This is a genomic window from Thermodesulfobacteriota bacterium (assembly GCA_031082315.1).
Classification (GTDB): Bacteria; Desulfobacterota; QYQD01; order QYQD01; family QYQD01; genus QYQD01.
The window spans coordinates 116,476-135,208 of sequence record JAVHLC010000009.1; the positions used below are offsets into that span (position 1 = coordinate 116,476).

Here is an 18,733-nt window from a genome sequence, read left to right on the forward strand (position 1 = left end):
GGTGAATTAGGCCTTTCTTAGATTAGTGTTCATCCGGATTCAGGCTTTCAGCTATCAGCTGTCAGCCGTCAGCATGTTTGTTATCCGTTATCCGTTATCCGACATTTTCTTTCGGTAAACAGTCAACAGTGAACGGTAGACCGGCTTCATGCCGATAGCTGACTGCTGACTGCTCCATCCGGAAACGTTGAGTTTCCGGATGGGAACTAGTTTAAACGTACCGAGAGCAGCTTTGATATGCCTTTCTCCTCCATGGTCACACCGTAGAGGACGTCGGCTGCCTCCATAACCTTCTGATTATGGGTGATGAGTATGATCTGGGCCTCTCTCCCGATCTCTTTGAGCATACTGTTGAAGCGCTCTGTATTGGCCTCATCCAGCGGGGCATCCACCTCATCAAGGAGGCAGAACGGGCTGGGTTTGACCATATAGACCGCAAAGAGTAAGGCGAGGGTGGCCAGGGCCTTTTCGCCGCCGGAGAGCAGGTTGAGATTGGTCAGTTTTTTGCCCGGGAGCTGGACATATAGTTCAATACCGGCGCCTAACGGGTCATCCGGGTCGGTCAATTCAAGCTCAGCCTGGCCGCCTCCGAAGAGCGTAGGGAATGTAAGGGAAAGCTTTTCATTTATGGCCTTGATAGCCTCATAGACGCGCTCTTTTGAGGTCCGGTTTATCTTCTGGATGGCCTGTTCCAGGGACTGGATAGAGGAGACAAGGTCCTGTTGTTGGGTGGAGAGGAAGTCGTGCCGTTCCTCCAGCTCCTTATACTCCTGGATGGCAGTCAGGTTTACCTCTCCGATCCTGGCGATATCTTCCCTGATTGTCTGCGCCTCGGACGAGGCTTCGTCTGTAGAAAGCGCTGAATCTGCATGAGCAGAATATTCTTCCCGCAAAGAGATATGATAGGTCTCGTGTATCTTGTCTTCAAGATGCCGTATATTCAACTGTGCCTCTGTCTTCGCGACCGAGAGGGAATTCAGGCCGGTCTGAACCTCCTTTAAGTCCTTTTGCCCGGCCTTTAATGCGACCTGAATTTGCATGAGGGACTCTCTTTTTTGCTGATGTTGCTGGAGGTAATCCTGTAACAATGCACCCGCTTCCTGTTGTTTTTGCGTATCGACGGTCAGGCTGCCTTCGGCGCCGGCGATCTCTCCGGTTATTTTGTCCTGCTGACCGACAAACTCTTCCATCTTAGCCTGCAATCTTTGACCCAGCGCACTCAGCCTTTCATATTCCTGACCGAGGCGGCCTGCTTCGGATTCCAGATGACGGATTTTTTCCTTTAGGGCAGTCAGTTCCATTTTGGCCTCTGTAACATGGACATGGCTGCCTTCCATCTCGCTCTCCATGGCCGCCGCATCATTTTCCCGAAGGTCTATCTCCGCCTGGAGCGAGGACTTTGCAGACTGCATTTTCTCAAGCTCTTCCCTGACCTCTGCAAGTTCCTGCGTAAGCGCGGCCCCTTCCCGGTCAAATTCAACCTCTTCCTGCTCTAAAAGGGTCAGTCTCTTTTTATGTATCTCCTCCGTCTGCGCCAGTTGTTCCAATTTCTGCTTTTTGAGGCGCTGCTCGAATTGCTTTTGCGCCAGCTCCCCTTCTTTCTGTCTTCGTTCGGTCTGTATATCAGCAAGGTTGGTTTCCGCCTCTTTAAAGTCTTTTTTCGTCTCCTCTATGGCGCTTCGCAACTCATCCACTTCCCCGGTCAATTGCCGTATCTCTTCTTTGCGTGAGAAGAACCCGGCGGGCGCTCCCTGGCGGCTGCCGCCTTCGATAAAGCCGGATTGATCTATCATGTCTCCATCGCGTGTGACTACCGTACATTGACCGCCCCGACCTTCCCAGAACGTCCGGGCCTCCTGAATGGTTTCAAACCAATAGACATCCCTCAGTAACTGCCTGACCAGGTTATGGTAAGGTGGAAGGACCTTGATCCGGTGAACGAGCAAATGACCCAGCTCCGGTGGCGCAACGGCCTCTTCCCCGGCAAGGCTGAGGAACCCGCTCCGTCCGCCTTCCCGGTCTTTCAGACAGGTTATGGCCTCAATAGCCTGATTCAGATCTTCCACCACCAGCGACTGCAGTTTGCTACCCAGGACAGATTCTACGGCCATGGCAAGCCCGGGTTCAGTCTCCAGGAAGTCGGCCAGAAGCCCCTGTATCCCGGGGCCGCCTTGATTATTATGGAGCAAGGCCCTGGTTCCCGCCGGGATACCCTCCAGGTTGGTTTGCAGGTTTTTCAGGAGATCCAGTTTGGCCGTTTTTTGGGTATGGGCCTGCGTAATCTCCCGCAGTTTTTTTTGCAGGGCCTGAAGCCTTTCTCCCAGAGTCTCTTCCCGGACCTTCAGATCGGAAATAAAGGGGGGTATGGCATTAATCTCCCCTTCTAATTCTGCCTGTTCATTAGCCCTGTCCGCGCGTTCCTGACGGGTTATCTCCCGGGCGGATGCGACCTCCCGGCGATCCTCCTGATTTCTCTGGCGCTTTTGATTCAGAGCGGCCAGGGTTTGCTCTATGGTTCGTATCCGGTTTCGGTGGTGGGTTTCACGGGAAAGAAGGCCGACCATCTCCATCTTGTGATCTTCAAGCTCATCCAGTATGGCCCTTTGCTCTGCACGCAGTTCTTGCAAGCGCTTTTCCGCCCCGGCAAGCTCCGTATGCCTTTCCGCCACCTTGCTGTTTAGCGACTCGGCCTCCTTTATGCATCTCTCTTTCTGCGCAGCGATCTCCTTTTTGTGCTGCTCTTCGCGTTCCAGGCCCTGGGCTGTCTCGGCCAGATGGCGACTTATCTCCTCCAGGCTATGATTAAGGTATTCAATACGATTTTTTGTGTCCTGAATGAGTTTTTCTAAATGATGCGCCTTGCTCCTCTGCTCTTCAATGAGTTTTTCCTGCTCCAGGCTCGCCAGCTCCAGCTCCTCCGCATTTAATTCCAACTGCGCTATCCGGGCGGCCAGGGCATTTTCCTTCTCACTCTCAAGCGTTATAACCTCCTCCTTCCGGGTGAGGATATCCTGCCACTTCGCATAGTCGGCAGAGGCCAGGAATAGCTCCAGCCCCTTTAGATTCTGCTTAAGCTCCAGGTATCGATCTGCCTTTTTGGCCTGCCTGTGCAGGCTGTTCATCTGCCTTTTTACCTCGCCCAGGATATCTTCAAGGCGCAGGAGGTTTTGCCTGGTGTGCTCTATCTTTCGAAGGGCCTCGTCTTTCTTGAATTTAAACTTACTGATTCCCGCCACCTCTTCTACCAGTATCCTTCTTTCTCCCGGCTTGGCCTCTACAAAGCTCCCGATCTGCCCCTGATCGATAATGGAATAGGCCTTTGTCCCCACGCCGGTGTCCATGAAGAGATAGACGATGTCTTTCAACCGGCAAGGGGCCTTATTTATCAGGTATTCGCTCTCTCCGGAACGATAAAGGCGGCGGGTTACGGCGATCTCGCTCATATTTTCAAAGGGCGGGGGGGCGGTGCCGTTGCCATTGGCCAGGGTTATGGTTACTTCCGCCACCCCTAAAGGGGCCCGGCTTTCGCTGCCCGCAAAGATGACGTCCTCCATGGCATTTCCCCGGAGCTGCCTTGGACTCTGCTCGCCTAAAACCCAGCGTATGGCATCGACGATATTGCTCTTGCCACAACCATTCGGACCAATAATAGCGGCAATGCCTTCGCTAAAGGAGACACTCGTCTTGTTGACAAAGGATTTAAATCCAAACATCTCCACACGATTTATTTTCATCGATAAGCACCCGCCTTCGGCTGTTGATTGCCTGTACCCAGGCCGGATATATGACACATTACCTTAATTTTACATATTAGCAAATATGCGGCAAACTGTAAAGGATAAAGTACAATAGAAGGTATAGCCTCAACGGCTATATACTACATATTGGGTAGGCTGCTATAGGGTCACGACGCGGATTGCAATTTACCAAAGTCAGCGATGTTCTTAAACAAATTTGTGATGAGAGTAAGGAGGTTCAGCCTGTTGCGGCGCAGCCGTTCGTCCTTATCCATGACCATGACGGCATCAAAGAACTCATCTATGGACTTTTTCAGCCCGGCGGTCTCCTGTAATGCACGCAGGTAGTCACGCCTTTCCATCTGTTCCCGGACCTTCTCATTTATTTGACCATAGCCGGTATAGAGGCGGCTCTCCGCCGGATGGACAAAAAGGCCGGGATCAATGTCTGTTTCTTCATTGTCACGTGAGATGTTCACTGCCCGCTTGCAGGAGGTCGAAAGGTCCTGGAATTCAGGCCGCGATTTGAATTGCTGCAGGGCCTCTATCCTGCCCTGGGTCTCCCGGAGACGGTCAAAGTGGAGAGATGTGACGGCCTCTATGACGTCTGCATCCGCCTGGGCGCTTAAAAGATGCTGATAACGCGTTCGGAAAAAGGAAAGGACATCTTCCCCGGTTTTATCTATATCCCCGGTAATCTTCCCGGCCAGGAGGGTCGTGCTGCGGGCTATCAATTCCTTCAGAGAGACATCGAACGAACGGCCCAGGATAATGTGCAATATAGCCAGGGCCTGCCGGCGCAGGGCATAGGGATCGGCCGTGCCCGAGGGCGTCAGCCCGATGCCGAAGCAGCCGGCTATGGTGTCCATTTTGTCTGCGATACTGAGGATGCAGCCTATCTGCCCGGCCGGAAGGGCATCACCGGCAAAGGCGGGCCGGTAATGTTCGAGGATGGCCTCAGCCACCTCCTTTTTCTCGCCGGAGAGGAGGGCGTATTCACGGCCCATTATCCCCTGCAGGGTGGGGAATTCGCCCACCATGGCCGTGAGCAGGTCGGCCTTGCAGAGGTAGGCTGCCCTTTCCACCTCAGCCAATCTGTCCGGGCAAATCTTTTCGGCCAGAAAGATCGCCAGTTCCTTGATGCGCATGACCTTTTCATAGGAAGTGCCGAGCTTGGAGTGGAAAATAACCCCTTTTAATCTCTCAGTCCGGGCGGCCAGGGACTCTTTCCGGTCTTCGGCGAAGAAGAAGCCGGCGTCCTGGAGCCTGGCCCTCAAGACCCTTTCATGGCCCCTGGTAATCATAGCCGGGTTGGCGACAGGGGTATTGTTGACCGCAATAAAATAGGGGAGAAGTTCCCCCTCGGCATTGACCACCGCAAAATATTTCTGATGTTCCCGCATGGCGGCTATGAGCACGGGCCTGGGGAGAGAGAGATATTCCGCGGCAAAGGAGCCGCAGACCGCGGCCGGATACTCCACCAGGTTAGTGACGGTGTTTAAAAGGCCTTCGTCCGGCAAAACCTGGCCCCCGGCTGCGGCCGCCGCCTGAGTTATCCCATTTATAATCATCGACTTGCGTTCCTCAGGATCGACGATTACGCCGGACCGGGAGAGTTTGTCTTTATAGTCGGCAAAATCCGTGACCTCTACGGGGTCAGGCGCTGTGAAGCGATGGCCATAGGTGGACCTGTTGCTTTTGATCGAACCAAAATTGAAAGGGATAACCGCTCCACCATAGACAGCCAGTATCCAGTGGATAGGCCGCGCGAAACTTATCGTCTCCGAACCCCAGCGCATGGACTTGGGAAATGAAATGGTGCGGCAGATTTCCGGCAAAAGGGCCTTCAGGAGAACAGCCGTCTCCTCCCCCTTTTCGTCTTTCTTTATGAGCAGATATTCCCCCTTGGGGGTCTGGATCGTGGTGAGGGCGGAGACATCCACCCCTTGAGACCGGGCAAAACCTATGGCGGCCGGGGTAGGGTTGCCGTTAGCGTCAAAGGCCACCCGCCTGGGCGGGCCGGTAATCTCCCTGGACTGGTCGGGCTGACGGTCGGCCAGGTCGGATACAACCAGGGCCAGGCGCCGCGGAGTCCCCAGAGCGTTTACGTCCCCGAAGGAGATGTTTTTTTCACTTAATAGACGGGCGGCTATATCCTTCATCTGGGCCAGGGCATCAGGAATAAAGCCGGCCGGGAGTTCTTCTGTCCCGATTTCCAGGAGCAATTCGTGAACCATACTATGACTCCAATTTAATCAATGTTCATCCGGAAACTATCGTTTCCGGCTTCACGCTTTCAGCGATCAGCGATTAGCTGTCAGCAAAAATCTATGAAAACAAAACATTAAGCTGAAAGCTGATAGCTGACTGCTGATCGCTTCGTCCGGAACCCTAAGGTTTCCGGACGAAAACCAGTTATGTCGGACCGGCATATTTTTCAGCCACGGCCCTGGTCAGATTCCTCACACGGGCGATGAAATGCGTCCTCTCTGTGACGCTGATGGCCTTGCGGGCCTCAAGAAGGTTGAAGGTATGCGAACACTTCAAACAATATTCATAGGCAGGCAAGACCAAATCCTTATCAACCAGGCGAAGGGCCTCTGCCTCATAGGTGTCGAATAGTTTCAGGAGCATCCGGATATCGGCTTCCTCAAAATTATATCTGGAAAATTCATATTCAGTGCGGCGGTGGATATAGCCGTACTTGACCCCGTTCCTCCAGGCGATATCATAGACATTGTCTATGCCCTGGAGATACATGGCCAGCCTCTCCAGCCCATAGGTAATTTCTACAGAAACGGGCTGGAGGTCTATACCCCCTACCTGCTGGAAGTAAGTAAATTGAGTAACCTCCATGCCGTCCAGCCACACCTCCCAGCCCAGGCCCCAGGCCCCCAGGGTCGGCGATTCCCAGTCGTCCTCTACAAAACGGATGTCGTGCTCCTTAGGATTCAGCCCCAGGGCCTCTAAACTCTTCAGATAGATGTCCTGAATCTCCAACGGGGAGGGCTTGATGACTACCTGAAACTGATAGTAATGCTGGAGGCGGTTGGGATTCTCGCCATAGCGGCCGTCCGCCGGACGCCTGGACGGCTCGACATAGGCCACCTTCCAGGGATCCGGCCCCAGGACCCGGAGAAATGTGGCGGGATGAAAGGTCCCCGCCCCAACCTCAATATCTATAGGCTGCTGGATCACACAGCCCTGGTCTGACCAGAACTGCTGCAACGAAAAAATCAAGGTCTGAAAGTCCATCAGTTAGCTCCCTACGCTCAAAAAAGCGCTTTTTTATTACCACCATCCACAAACAAAGTCAATTAAAGCCGCCTGTGGCTGTTTTATCGGAAAGATATTCTTGCGGCATATTTATATTGAAATCCGGCTGTAATTTCTATACAAATTGATAATCTTGTAAAAAGTCAGAACTCCCCTCCCCCGGTGGGACTGTGTCATAATTATTATTTGTCATCGCGACACAGCCTCTCAAGGGAGAGGGGTTCGAAAAAGCCTATAGCAGATGAGTCTGCCTGTTTTCAGGCAGCACCCGTCAAGTTATATGCAAGGTATGGAAGAGTAAAATGGCAAAGACAACAAAAACTACATCTAAGCCCGCGGCCAAGAAGGCTACCGCCCAAAAAGCGACAGCCAAGGCCGAGAAGAAATAACAGCCCTGTTTTTGAATGAAAATCGCTTTTACCTCCGATATCCACGCCGACGTTTCTCCTGAAAACGAAAGGGTTCCGGAGATTCAGGTGCCGATTCTACTCAGGGAATCTCCGGATATTTTTATTGTCTGCGGAGACGTCTCTGCCGATCAGCGGCATTTCGAAGGGACTTTAAAAAAATATGGCCGGCTAACGTGCCCGAAGTTGGTCGTGGCTGGTAACCACGACCTCTGGGTGGAGAACGAAGAGGGAAACAGCATAGAAAAATATCGTTACACTCTGCCTAAGCTGGCAAAAGAGAATGGGTTTATTTACTTAGGGTTTGAGCCCTATGTAACAGGGAATGTGGGGTTCGTAGGGACGTGCGGTTGGTACGACTATTCCTTCCGAAACGAAGGTCTAAACGGAGAAATTCTTGAAAACGCCTATAAGACGAAAAAATTCGGGGGTAGGCGCTGGATGGATGCCGTCTATTGCAACTGGAGTTCCATGGAAGACGCCGAGGTGGCCGGCATAATGAACGAATCCCTGAAAAGACAGATCGCCAAAGTAGAGGATGCCGTTGATCACATCGTGGTCGTGCTCCACCACGTGCCTTTTCGGGAGCTACTTACATACAAGAATGATCCTTCGTGGGATTTCCTTAACGCCTTCACCGGGAACACCAAAACGGCAGAGATTATAAGGGCTTCTTCCAAGGTCAGAGTTGTCCTCTACGGACATACCCATGAAAGAAAAGAGCAGGCCGTGGGCGGTATTTTGGCTATGACGCACAGCGTGGGCTACGAGTGGGAGTGGGCTGAGAGGGGGATGGATCCGAAGGATAGTGTGGGCTTTTTCCATGTTTGAACGGGGCTGTAAGATGATTCCAGTCGTCCGTCCAATACCATGATCGTGTCCGCAAGTCCCGCCAGTCCGCTCCTGCCCTCGTTAACGCCGGTATTGACCGTGCATTTCTTCTGTCCAGAAGTATGCTCTCCCCGGCTACCTGTTGTCTTGTCAACCCGGATGTGAAAAAAACAGTGGAAAAGGCATTTACAACTATCCGCGCGTTATCCCGGCGGCTTCGTTCGACTTGATTTTATCCGGAATTCCACTACGCTTCACTCCGGATACAAGCTTTATTATAGTTATAGATTGTCTTTCTGCGTATGGCAGGTAAAGCATCCGGTAGTATTAGATCCCCCGCCTGCAATCATAGTTGTGTAGTCCCACCTTAGCATGTCAGGGTAGTTCGTGGCATGGGCGGCGTGGCAGGAAAGACACGTGACAACATCTGTTCCCGGCGTAACAGTACTACTTGGAGAGTCAGGGACTATTGTCCTGCCAACCGGGGCCTCTACACTGTAACTTGTATAGTCTTTGTATTCTTTATTAACATCGCTAGGCAAAACTATATCACTGGGGTGCCTCTTAAATGGTGAGGAAGTGCCTCCTATCTCAGTCGGGTCATGAAATCGCCCGTGGCATGTAGCACAAAATCCGCTTATGGTGTTGTTAGGAGGTTTTGCAGCACCACTAGGACCTAAATGACAGCTATTGGCACAACTCACAATCATAGGGGTGGTTGCCCCGAAGTACTCGTTATGATGATCAGCATTATAATTCTGCCATTTATATGTCCCGTTATTCTCAAGACCCTTCACGCCCAATAGGAACCGATAGCTATTTGCCACCGTATCTGCCGTATCGCACTTTCCATCTACATTTTGATGGTGAGCGCCCTTTATCCCCGCTATCCCTGGGAATGAACCACTGCGCGTACCATGGCAACCAATGTATCCGGTACACGTGAGATTTGTATCTGTGATTATCATATTATGGCCACTCTCAGGTAAAAGACCCGGGGGAGCATTCAAAGTTGCATCCGCATCACCAATGTCCTTTACATTGTGTCCCTTGGCATCCGATGCGCCGCTGCCTTTGGCTCCGAGGATATAGGCAAAATTCCCGCCTGCCAGGTCTAAGCCATCCGTATGGTAGACCTGAGGTATCTCGCTCCCGCCTATAGTTGCAATCTTTTGCGCTCCACCATAACCATGGCAGCCCAGACACGTACCCCTAGTAAGTGCCGGAAGGGGGCCGGTGCCTTTCCAAGGCTTGCCATCAGCACCATACGTAGCCATAGCTGAACCATCTTGGCTGTTGTGCATGGTATGGCAGTTAACACAAGGACCGGTAATTGCGGCAAGAGAGGTCATCGGGATGGACAGTATCAAGAAAAGAACCAGCGTAGCTGACAGCGCGGTTATCTGCTGTAGGCATATTCTTAGACTAGACCGTTGTACTACATTCGTTACCATTTCCCATGCTTCCGTACATTTCCACCCCGAAGCAGGGCTAAATTTTCATACCCGACCTTATTAATGGCAAAAATTTTTCTTTTGTTCTCGTAGCACATATAAGTTTCATTGTCTAGTAAAATTGGGCAAAATACACTAGCCAGAGACCAAATTTCCGCACTCTGGCTTATTGTTTTTATCGGCATTTTTGGGCTAAATCTTTAATTTATGAGCCGAAGCCATTCCTTTCTATTCTATCCTGTCTGGCTAGACAAAAGCAAAACCCGTGCCGTAACCTACGGGATAATTTTAAAAAAGAAAAATATCCGTTATATCCGACTGTTATGATTTTACGGGGTATAGTGGAGGAGCATCAAGACAATAAAAAAAGAGAACCAAAATACCCACTCAGTGGAAAATCGTTTCCATTTATAGAGAAATGTTCTCCCTACCTCTTTTTGAGAGGGAGTAAGAGAGTAACGTTGTTCCCTACGTTGCTTTTCTTTTGATTTGAAAAAGGTGCAAAAGGAGTAAATCTCGCCGATATGGTGCAAGCGGTTGGATAGAAGACGGAGTGAGGGGTTATGCACAACGTCCCTATCCTATATATTCTTATGATTATCGAATAAAGTATGACCTGCGCCGCGAAAAATCCTTCCAAGAATCAACCCTGGCATGGTAAGTTATAAATTGAGTTGTGTGAAGCCACACCCATGCTTCATTCAGCGCACAAATAACAACACAGGATTTGAAGAAAGGAACGAGCATGAAGAAGGAAGGTTTTATTCTGTTTAGTGGCGGCGTTAAAGGGGCTGAGGCGGAATTTGGGGCGAATGCGGAGCGTTTTGGAATTGAAGAAGTGAACTTCACATTTGAAGGACACAACATCGTTCGCCAACGAGGCTTGCGGGTACTGAACCACGAAGAGCTAAAAAATGGGGACGTGAGCCTGGAATACGTTTCGCGGCTGATGAATCGCCGCTACACCAGCAGCCCGACTTTTCGCAAAATTCTGCAAAGCATCTGGTATCAGATTAACAGCGGACAGGAAATTTACGTGGTTGGAGAGATACTGGAGGACAAAACCGTAAAGGGCGGCACAGGATGGGGCGCTGAGTTCGCCAAATTATGCAACAAACCATTGTACGTATTCGATCAGAAACGTAATGCGTGGTTCAGTTGGACTCAGACAGACTGGGTTGAGCGCGAGAGGGGAAATGAGCCGGTCATCACCCATGTTCATTTCGCAGGAACAGGGACGCGCTTTCTCGAAGAGAACGGCAAAAAAGCAATCGCCGAATTGTTCGACAGAACGTTCTCATAATTGAGCGACACGTCTGTTCCATTGTTGTAAGGCGGGTAGCTTAAGCAGTCAATGCGCCTGACGCCAGCCGGTTGGGCGTGTTATGGATAAGTGGGAGCGCAGTCACGTTAGTTCCGTTACGTGTCGCATAATCATCGAGTACCAAGTTTAGCTGTTTGAAAAAGTATTTTTAAATCCCTCCCGACCTCCCTTTTTCAAAGGGAGGAGAACCACTTCCCCCTTTGGAAAAGGGGGATTGAGGGGGATTTTGGACCTTATAGCGCCTTGTCTATGGCATATTTTTCAAAAACCTAAAGTGTTATATCCTCGAGACGTCTGGGGAAGACAAGCCTGTCGTGAGTAAGCGGAGTAAGATATGATTCGGGTCTCGTCAAAAATTATGCTGGACGATAACGAGCTTCACTTCAGGTTTGTGCGCGCCTCCGGACCCGGCGGGCAGAACGTAAACAAGGTAGCGACTGCCGTTCAGCTCCGTTTCGACGTAACCGGCTCCCCTTCACTTCCGCCCGAGATTCGTGAGCGGCTGCTGCGCATCGCCGGGAAGAAGGTCACTGAGTCCGGTACGCTCATTATCGAGGCTCGACGCTTCCGCACACAAGAACGAAATCGCCAGGACGCAATCGATCGACTGGCAGCGCTGATCCACAGAGCGGCAGAGATACCGAAGCCTCGCCGTAAGACCATGGCCCCTTTTGCGTCACGGAGACGCCGCATAGAAACAAAACAGCGGCGCGGTCAGACCAAACGTATGCGACGACTAATCCACCCCTCTGAGGGGTAGGGCCAAAGCGTCCGGAGGCAAGGCAAACCGGCCCTCCGGCTATTACCGGACAGGCACATAGCCTCCCCTGACCCCGGAATCAGAGAGCACAACCTGCCAAAGCTGGTTCTTTCTGGCCCTGAACGCCCCTGCGCAGGTGAGAAGGTAGTACTTCCACATTCGATAGAATGTCTCCCCATATTTCCCGTGAAACTTGTTCCAGTTTTTATCGAAGTTTTGAAACCAGGCCATCAACGTCTTGTCGTAGTCAGGCCCAAAATTGTGCCAATCTTCGATCACAAATATCCCTTCGCACGCCCCGGCAATCTGGGATACGGAGGGTAACATGGCGCGGGGGAAGATATACTTGTTGAGCCAGGCGTCGATATCGGTTACGGAAATGTTACCGCCAATGGTTTGTATGAGAAAGAGTGCGCCCGGCCTGAGATTGCGTTTGACAACGCTCATGTACCTGCGGTAATTCCTGAAGCCGACATGTTCCAGCATCCCCAGTGAAACTGCGGCATCAAAGGCGCCGTCGCTGCCGAGCGCACGATAGTCCTGCAACCTGATCTGGACCGGTAATCCGGCGCACATTTTTTCGGCCAGCGAACTTTGTTCCCGGGAGATAGTTATCCCCACGACTGAAACACCGTAGTTCTCAGCAGCGAACCTGGCAAAGCTGCCCCACCCGCAGCCAATATCCAAAACCCGCATGCCCGGACGCAGATAGAGTTTCCTGCAAACCAGTTCCAGTTTGGCTTCCTGGGCCTCGTCTAATGTCCTTGCGTTTTTCCAATAAGCGCAACTATAGACCATCCGTTTATCGAGCATGGCGCGAAACAGCTCGTTATCCAGATTATAATGGGCAGCGGCACAGAGGCAGCGTCTCTCGTTCTGCTGATTAAGAACCCGGGCCGAAAGGCATCCCCATGCGAGCGCCGCCCTGCTGGCCAGGCTGAGATCATTTATACTAAACTCTATGTCCTTCAATAACGCCTTTTCTGCCAGGACATCCAGCCTGTCCGTCTCCCACCAGCCGTCCATATAGGCCTCGCCCACGCCCAAAGCCCCGCGGGCAAGCGCCCGCTCATAGAAACGTCCATCCCTGACCCGAACATCAGAATCTCCGTTGCCGTCTATGACGATACCGGCCTGGGCCAGGACGGCCTGAAGGATTTCTTTGGCTTTCGCTGCCTTCATAAGCATTTTATCTCAAGACTGATGATCTCGTAAAAAATCAAAGTTTGACGGCTTCCCGACACACATCTTGAAACGCACCGCTGCATAGCAAGACAGAAAATAAGCTGTTTGAGCAGACTATAGACTGGCGTAAACCGCTGTAACGCAGAAAGAAGAGGAATACCGTGTCAAACCCCGGAGGCAACGGTCGGAGACAGGCGTACAACACGCGCCCGATTACTTCTTGAGAATCCCGCAGGAGACGCCGAATGAACGCAGAGCGTATAATTATAATATTAGCACTCAATAATTATGATGTACAAGCAAAAATTACCGGGAAAGCCGGTCATCCTGTTCGGAGGGCGAGTGGACGGTCAAGATTGCAGATTTCAGCCGGGGGGAATTACCGCTTTTGGTTTTGAAGCTCCCCGCTGCAAGCAGCGGGAATGCGCTCGCTATGCATGTTCACCTGAAAATCCCCGTACCCCCTCTTCATCAAAAAAAGGGGGCCGGGGAATTGTTTTCATTGTTCTTTGTCCGCCGCAAGGCGGATGAGTGTTTCAATCGATTTTTTCGGCGCGTCACGCCCGGCCTTAATGCCGGGACTTCGCCTTTTGCGCGAAGCGCCCGGACGTTCTATAGCTTCTGCGTGTGCCCTGCGCTTTAAAGGCGCGGCCGCAGTTAGCCCCCTGGCCTTTGCGCGGTTCCGGGATAACCGGCTCCAGACCCGGAATCACCAGCCGGTCCAGGTGCTGGCCCGTGTAATGTTCGATGCACGCCAGCTTGTCCCTGTCCTGGGGACTGACCAGGGATACGGCAATTCCCGATGACCCGCAACGGCCGGTCCGCCCGATACGGTGGACATAGTCCTCCGCCCTCATGGGCAAGTCGAAATTAATGACATGGCTCACGCTCCTGATGTCCAGACCGCGTGCGGCCACGTCGGTAGCCACCAGAACCCTCACTCCTCCACGCCGCATACGTTCCATGGTGCGGTTGCGCGCGCCCTGACTCATGTCGCCGTGAAGGGCGGCGCAGGCATGTCCCTGGGCGGCAAGAATCGCCGCCACTTGTTCGGCGCCCCTCTTGGTCGCAGTAAAGACAATGGCCTGTGAAACCTCCCGGTCGCCAAGCAGATGAGCGAGCAGGGCCTGTTTATGCCCAAGACCATCGGCGCAGTGCATCCGCTGTTCGATGGAGGCATGCCTCTCCTTCACCCGCGCCAATTCGATGCGCGCCGGGTCCCGGAGGAGCCGGGGGGCGATACGCTGTACGCCGCCCTCAAGCGTTGCCGAGAACAGCATTGTCTGCCGGGACTTAGGGACTGTCGAGGCAATACGTTCCACATCATCGATGAAGCCCATATCGAGCATCCGGTCGGCCTCATCCAGAACAAAGAGCTCTACGCGGGAAAAATCCACCCGACCGCGCTGCATGTGGTCAAGAAGACGACCCGGGGTAGCGACAAGAAAATCCAGAGGCATGCGGAGCAATTTTTCCTGAGCGTCGTAGGGGACACCGCCAACAATAGCGCCGGCCCGTGGTTGGGTGAAACGACCGAGTTGATGGACAGTCTGGGTGACCTGAAGCGCCAGTTCCCGGGTTGGCGTAAGCACCAGCACCCGCGCGCCACGGCCCCGAATCGTCGGAGGCGTGACCAGCCGTTGGAGCGCAGCCAGTACAAACACCGCTGTCTTTCCCGTACCGGTCTGTGCCGAGGCCATCAGGTCGCGGCCTTCCATGGCTACCGGAATAGCCTGGCTCTGGATCTCAGTGGGAATGGTGTAACCGCTTGCTGCGACAGCGCGCAACAAACGTGGATCGAGATTGAATCTTTGAAACGACAAAGTAATACCCTTCTCCGCCCGCCACAGGCGGAATAAAAATTACCAAGGATAAACCGTTTTGCTGGGCAGTTTGTGGCAGGGATTACCGCCAGGTTCCCCAAGCCGTTGTAAGCCAACGGCATGGACGTCGCCAACCAGAAAACCTGCGGTAAAGAACAGCGGGGAAGGTCAGAGACGAAACGTTACTCCTGATAGGAATTTGTTACTATACATAACAACGCATGAAAAAGCCAGCTTTTTTTCACCAAGTGCGTATATCGGCTCTGGATACTGTCTAACCGCCCTTTGGGCGATCCGAACGAACACAAATTATTCATCTTATCAGTAGAAAGTGCCGAAAAGTACAATAGATGGATATGCGTACCGCGTGCCGGAGGCCTTGAGAGAGCGAATGATAACGACACCAGGAGTTGATCCTTACGAACCTATTTAATAAACTTGTAAATACCAATCTTTATGAACGACTGGTTAAGTCGTCGGTCAATCCTCGTATCTTATCCATGATATCCCACCAGCATATCTCCTCAGTTATGGTCAAGACGTTCTATCGCAGCCTCGATCATAATACGGCAAAGGAGAATAAGTAATACCTTAAGAGTTGGAGAGAAAAAATAAACCCCTTGACTCTATTAAGTAAAGTCAAGGGGTTATGTTTTCTGGTGATCCCAACGGGACTCGAACCCGTGTTTTCGGCGTGAGAGGCCGATGTCCTAGGCCGCTAGACGATGGGACCTATAACTGACTGTTACGGGTTCGAAAATAAACCGTGGATGCGCTGTTGTCAAGATTTTTATATCTTGCCAAGCGTCGATGGCTGTTTTCTGCATCAGAAACTTATCTGATAGACGAACTGAACCTTGTGTTTATAATCGTCTGCGTTCGCCAGACCTCCGACCTTGCTATTGTTAACGTCATAATTGTAACGTTCGTAGTTCACCATGACCATATTATGCTTGTAGACGTCATAACTCAACCCGGCGATAAGCAGGCGCGCAGAGTCATCTGAGACATCCACATTCGGATCAAAGTAATCATAACGGCCGTGTACCCTCAGTTTTTCCAGGCCCGGAACCCTCACGAACCCGAACAAGGAATAGCCTTCGACCGTCTTTGGGTTGCTGCCGGTAGTAAGCCAAGTCCCGGCCTGATTGCCTTTATTTCGGCAGACCTCACCGGTAACCGTGAAATATTCGGACTCGTAGCTGATGAAGCCTGTATTTATATGCCAGTCCGGGGCATTACTGCCCGTGTAGGTAGCGCTATTACCTTTTCCGGTGACGCCGAAATAGCTCAATTGCAGACCGGGCAACACATCGGGCAGGGGCCGCACCGTAACCCGGTATTCCACCGCCTTGTCGTTGTTGTTTTCCGTGGCATGATACCCGCTCCCATTGTAAACACCGAGGTGATAGCTGCCATACTTACCCGCATAATATTTAGTGACGTTCTTCTTATAGTCGTCGTTCATCTCACCGCCGAAATAACCCATAATGCCTATGCCGATATCCGATGAGTTAAAATTGCCGAATCTTTCCTGAAACATGGTCCCCTGACACCGGTAGGGATTGACGTGTTCCTGGAAATCCAGCCAGGCCATATGGCCCATCCCAAGTTCCGTTTTATTATTGGTAAACAATCCCAGGTCCGCCAGATTGAACTGGGCGTAGTAATACTTGAACCTGAGCAGCCAGCTACCATAAGCTTTAGAACCATCATTTACGGTTTCCTGAAATATATCAGGCGTGACGCGTACGGAAAACCAGGGGGTAACCTGTTTTGTGAAATTAATGTAACCGCGCGTGACCGCGAATTGATTGTAGCTGCTCTGACTCCCGCTGCTCAGGCTATTACCGGCCGAATAATCGATATAGGCCAGGGCGCCAAGGCTTACTCCTTCGAGGCCTTTGGGTAGCTTTGCCTCTTTTTTTTCATTTTCTTTTTCAATTTGCGCTGCCTCCTCTTCGGTCAGCACGCCCTTTTGTTTCAGCTTTTCCAGCAAAGGATCTGCCGCATAACTCAAAGGGCCTTCCAGAGTAATGGCAAACAGCATCAAGCTCAGGATCATAACGGCCTTTTTCACTAAACAATTTTTCATTTACCACCTCCTGCGATTATTTTTGGAGGGGATAATGCCGGAAAAATATGACGTGATTATGGGCAGGATGTGACAATTTCATGAAGCGGTCACTACTTATCCAGATACCGTCCCATAGCCCTCTCAAAACCCGGGAGCGCCCGCTCGATGGTCTTTTCAGGCACACAGAAGGCAATGCGGAAATATCCGGGGCATCCAAAGCCGCTGCCCGGCACGGTGAGGATATTTTCTTCCTGGAGGGTCTTTACAAATGCTGTATCGTCAGGCAGGGGGGATCTGGGAAAGAGATAAAAGGCCCCTTTAGGTCTCAGGAACTGATAACCATAGCCGGCCAGGGCCTCGCAGAGCATGTCCCGCCTCCTTTGATAGATGGAGACATCCACGGTCTGTCCCTGGAGCCCGGCCACCACACGCTGCATCAGGGCCGGCGCATTCACAAACCCCAGGATACGGTTGGCCAGGGTCATGGCGGATACGAGGTCATCCCTATCCATGCCTTCCGGATGAACGGCGATATAGCCGATGCGTTCTCCGGGGAGGGAGAGGTCTTTAGAGTGTGAGGTGGCGACGATGGTCTCCCGGTAGGCGGCAAAGACACTGGGCGCTTTTATGCCGTCATAGACGATGTAGCGGTAAGGCTCGTCGGCTATAAGATAAATAGTCTGGCCCCGGCCTTGCGTCTTATCGGCCAAAAGCTCGCCCAGTCTCCGGATGGAATCCCGATCATAGACCTGGCCCGTGGGGTTATTAGGTGAATTAATGAGTACCGCTTTGGTACGAGGGGTAATCGCTTCCTCGATAGCCGGGAGGTCGAGGGAGAAATCCTCTTTCGTCCTGACTATGACAGCTTTGCCGCCATGGTTATCGACATAGAAATTATATTCGACGAAGTAGGGGGCCGGGATTATAACTTCATCTCCCGGATTGAGTATGGCCTTAAGGATCACATTCAAGGCCCCTGCCGCGCCGCAGGTCATGATTATATCCTGCGCAGAAAATGACAGGCCGTGTTCAGATGATAGATGGCGGGCCACGGCCTCTCGCGCCTCTGTATAACCGGCGTTCGGCATGTAGCTGTGACAGTTGGGTGTTTCATTATTGACGGCCTCCATGAGTGATTGACGGAAAGAGGCCGGCGGCGGAAGGTCCGGATTTCCCAGACTAAAGTCATAGACATTATCAGGGCCATATTGGGCCTTTAAGGCCAGTCCTTCCTCGAACATCCTGCGTATCCACGAGGCCCTGGTCATAAAATCATGCATCCTGGTCGAAATAGACATAATAGTCAATTCCTCCCCGCTTATTGCGGTTGGACAAATTCCGCAGCCTTTTTTATAAGGAACGAAGCCTTTTCTATGGCTTCGGACGCATCCGCCTCTGGAGAGGCGGATAGTTTAAGGGTTGAATAATAATTCTTTATCTGGTTAAGTGTTGCCTTATCAAAGACCGTCTTTAACCCCCGGGACACCGCATCTTCCAGGTCTTTGTATTTTTCCATATCAATGCCGGTGATATTAAAAATGGACTTTAAGGCGTGTTCCGATGCGTCCAGGCATCTCTTAAAAACCTCCTCTGTCGCATGCCCCAACTGTTCTGCCTCCATGGCCTCAGCCAGGAGTTTCCGCGCATACTTCAGATGAGTCCCAGCCTTTACCGGATAGAAAGTCATGCCTATGTGCCCGGAACCAAGTCCGCCTATATTAAACCTCGCCTTAAAATTCATCCGATTACTACTATTTCTGCGGCCAAAATACAAGGGCAGAGTTGACCCTGATCACCATCAAGACATCATCTGCGGCGTTGCCTTCGATCGCTCCTCCTTGCGGCGTATTGCTCCATAC

The 18,733-nt window shown here is 51.9% G+C and carries 12 protein-coding genes and 1 tRNA gene; 3 read left to right on the plus strand and 10 right to left on the minus strand.

Annotation, left to right across the window (positions count from 1 at the left end; genetic code table 11):
* Nucleotides 1-206: 206 nt before the first annotated feature.
* From smc to RDU59_09475, 3 genes are all read right to left on the minus strand, one after another.
* Nucleotides 207-3,734, minus strand: coding sequence for a chromosome segregation protein SMC (gene smc, locus RDU59_09465; protein ID MDQ7838701.1), 3,528 nt, complete (start codon nucleotides 3,732-3,734; stop codon nucleotides 207-209).
* Between the two features lie 170 nt (nucleotides 3,735-3,904).
* Nucleotides 3,905-5,974 carry a glycine--tRNA ligase subunit beta gene (glyS, locus tag RDU59_09470; GenBank protein ID MDQ7838702.1) on the minus strand — a complete coding sequence of 690 codons (2,070 nt, stop codon included), beginning with the start codon at nucleotides 5,972-5,974 and terminating at the stop codon, nucleotides 3,905-3,907.
* A 178-nt stretch (nucleotides 5,975-6,152) separates the two neighbouring features.
* Complete coding sequence (locus tag RDU59_09475; protein ID MDQ7838703.1) at nucleotides 6,153-6,992, minus strand: glycine--tRNA ligase subunit alpha; 840 nt, start codon at nucleotides 6,990-6,992, stop codon at nucleotides 6,153-6,155.
* A 425-nt stretch (nucleotides 6,993-7,417) separates the two neighbouring features.
* Here RDU59_09475 and RDU59_09480 point away from each other — a divergent pair, with 425 nt between their 5' ends.
* On the plus strand, nucleotides 7,418-8,251 hold the full coding sequence (locus tag RDU59_09480) for a metallophosphoesterase (GenBank protein MDQ7838704.1): 834 nt from the start codon (nucleotides 7,418-7,420) through the stop codon (nucleotides 8,249-8,251).
* Nucleotides 8,252-8,532: 281 nt separating this feature from the next.
* On the opposite strand, the gene RDU59_09485 is transcribed toward RDU59_09480, so the two are convergent.
* Nucleotides 8,533-9,705, minus strand: coding sequence for a cytochrome c3 family protein (locus tag RDU59_09485; protein MDQ7838705.1), 1,173 nt, complete (start codon nucleotides 9,703-9,705; stop codon nucleotides 8,533-8,535).
* A 745-nt stretch (nucleotides 9,706-10,450) separates the two neighbouring features.
* Between RDU59_09485 and RDU59_09490 the strand changes: the two genes are divergently transcribed.
* Both RDU59_09490 and arfB read left to right on the plus strand, forming a co-directional pair.
* A complete protein-coding gene (locus RDU59_09490; protein MDQ7838706.1) occupies nucleotides 10,451-11,008 on the plus strand; it encodes a hypothetical protein in 558 nt (185 codons plus the stop codon).
* 355 nt (nucleotides 11,009-11,363) lie between these two features.
* Nucleotides 11,364-11,789: an alternative ribosome rescue aminoacyl-tRNA hydrolase ArfB gene (gene arfB, locus RDU59_09495; GenBank protein MDQ7838707.1), complete on the plus strand. Its 426-nt coding sequence runs from the start codon at nucleotides 11,364-11,366 to the stop codon at nucleotides 11,787-11,789.
* A gap of 42 nt (nucleotides 11,790-11,831) precedes the next feature.
* Here arfB and cfa read toward each other — a convergent pair whose 3' ends face one another.
* From cfa to RDU59_09525, 6 genes are all read right to left on the minus strand, one after another.
* Nucleotides 11,832-12,971, minus strand: a complete 1,140-nt coding sequence (gene cfa, locus RDU59_09500; GenBank protein MDQ7838708.1) for a cyclopropane fatty acyl phospholipid synthase — start codon at nucleotides 12,969-12,971, stop codon at nucleotides 11,832-11,834.
* Nucleotides 12,972-13,543: 572 nt separating this feature from the next.
* The gene (locus tag RDU59_09505; GenBank protein MDQ7838709.1) at nucleotides 13,544-14,797 is read right to left on the minus strand and encodes a DEAD/DEAH box helicase; all 1,254 of its coding nucleotides are present in this window, start codon (nucleotides 14,795-14,797) and stop codon (nucleotides 13,544-13,546) included.
* Between the two features lie 657 nt (nucleotides 14,798-15,454).
* Nucleotides 15,455-15,530 (minus strand) — tRNA-Glu (locus RDU59_09510).
* Nucleotides 15,531-15,623: 93 nt separating this feature from the next.
* On the minus strand, nucleotides 15,624-16,892 hold the full coding sequence (locus RDU59_09515; GenBank protein MDQ7838710.1) for a hypothetical protein: 1,269 nt from the start codon (nucleotides 16,890-16,892) through the stop codon (nucleotides 15,624-15,626).
* A gap of 92 nt (nucleotides 16,893-16,984) precedes the next feature.
* Complete coding sequence (locus RDU59_09520; GenBank protein MDQ7838711.1) at nucleotides 16,985-18,172, minus strand: pyridoxal phosphate-dependent aminotransferase; 1,188 nt, start codon at nucleotides 18,170-18,172, stop codon at nucleotides 16,985-16,987.
* Nucleotides 18,173-18,192: 20 nt separating this feature from the next.
* Nucleotides 18,193-18,615: a hypothetical protein gene (locus RDU59_09525; GenBank protein MDQ7838712.1), complete on the minus strand. Its 423-nt coding sequence runs from the start codon at nucleotides 18,613-18,615 to the stop codon at nucleotides 18,193-18,195.
* Between the last annotated feature and the right edge of the window lie 118 nt (nucleotides 18,616-18,733).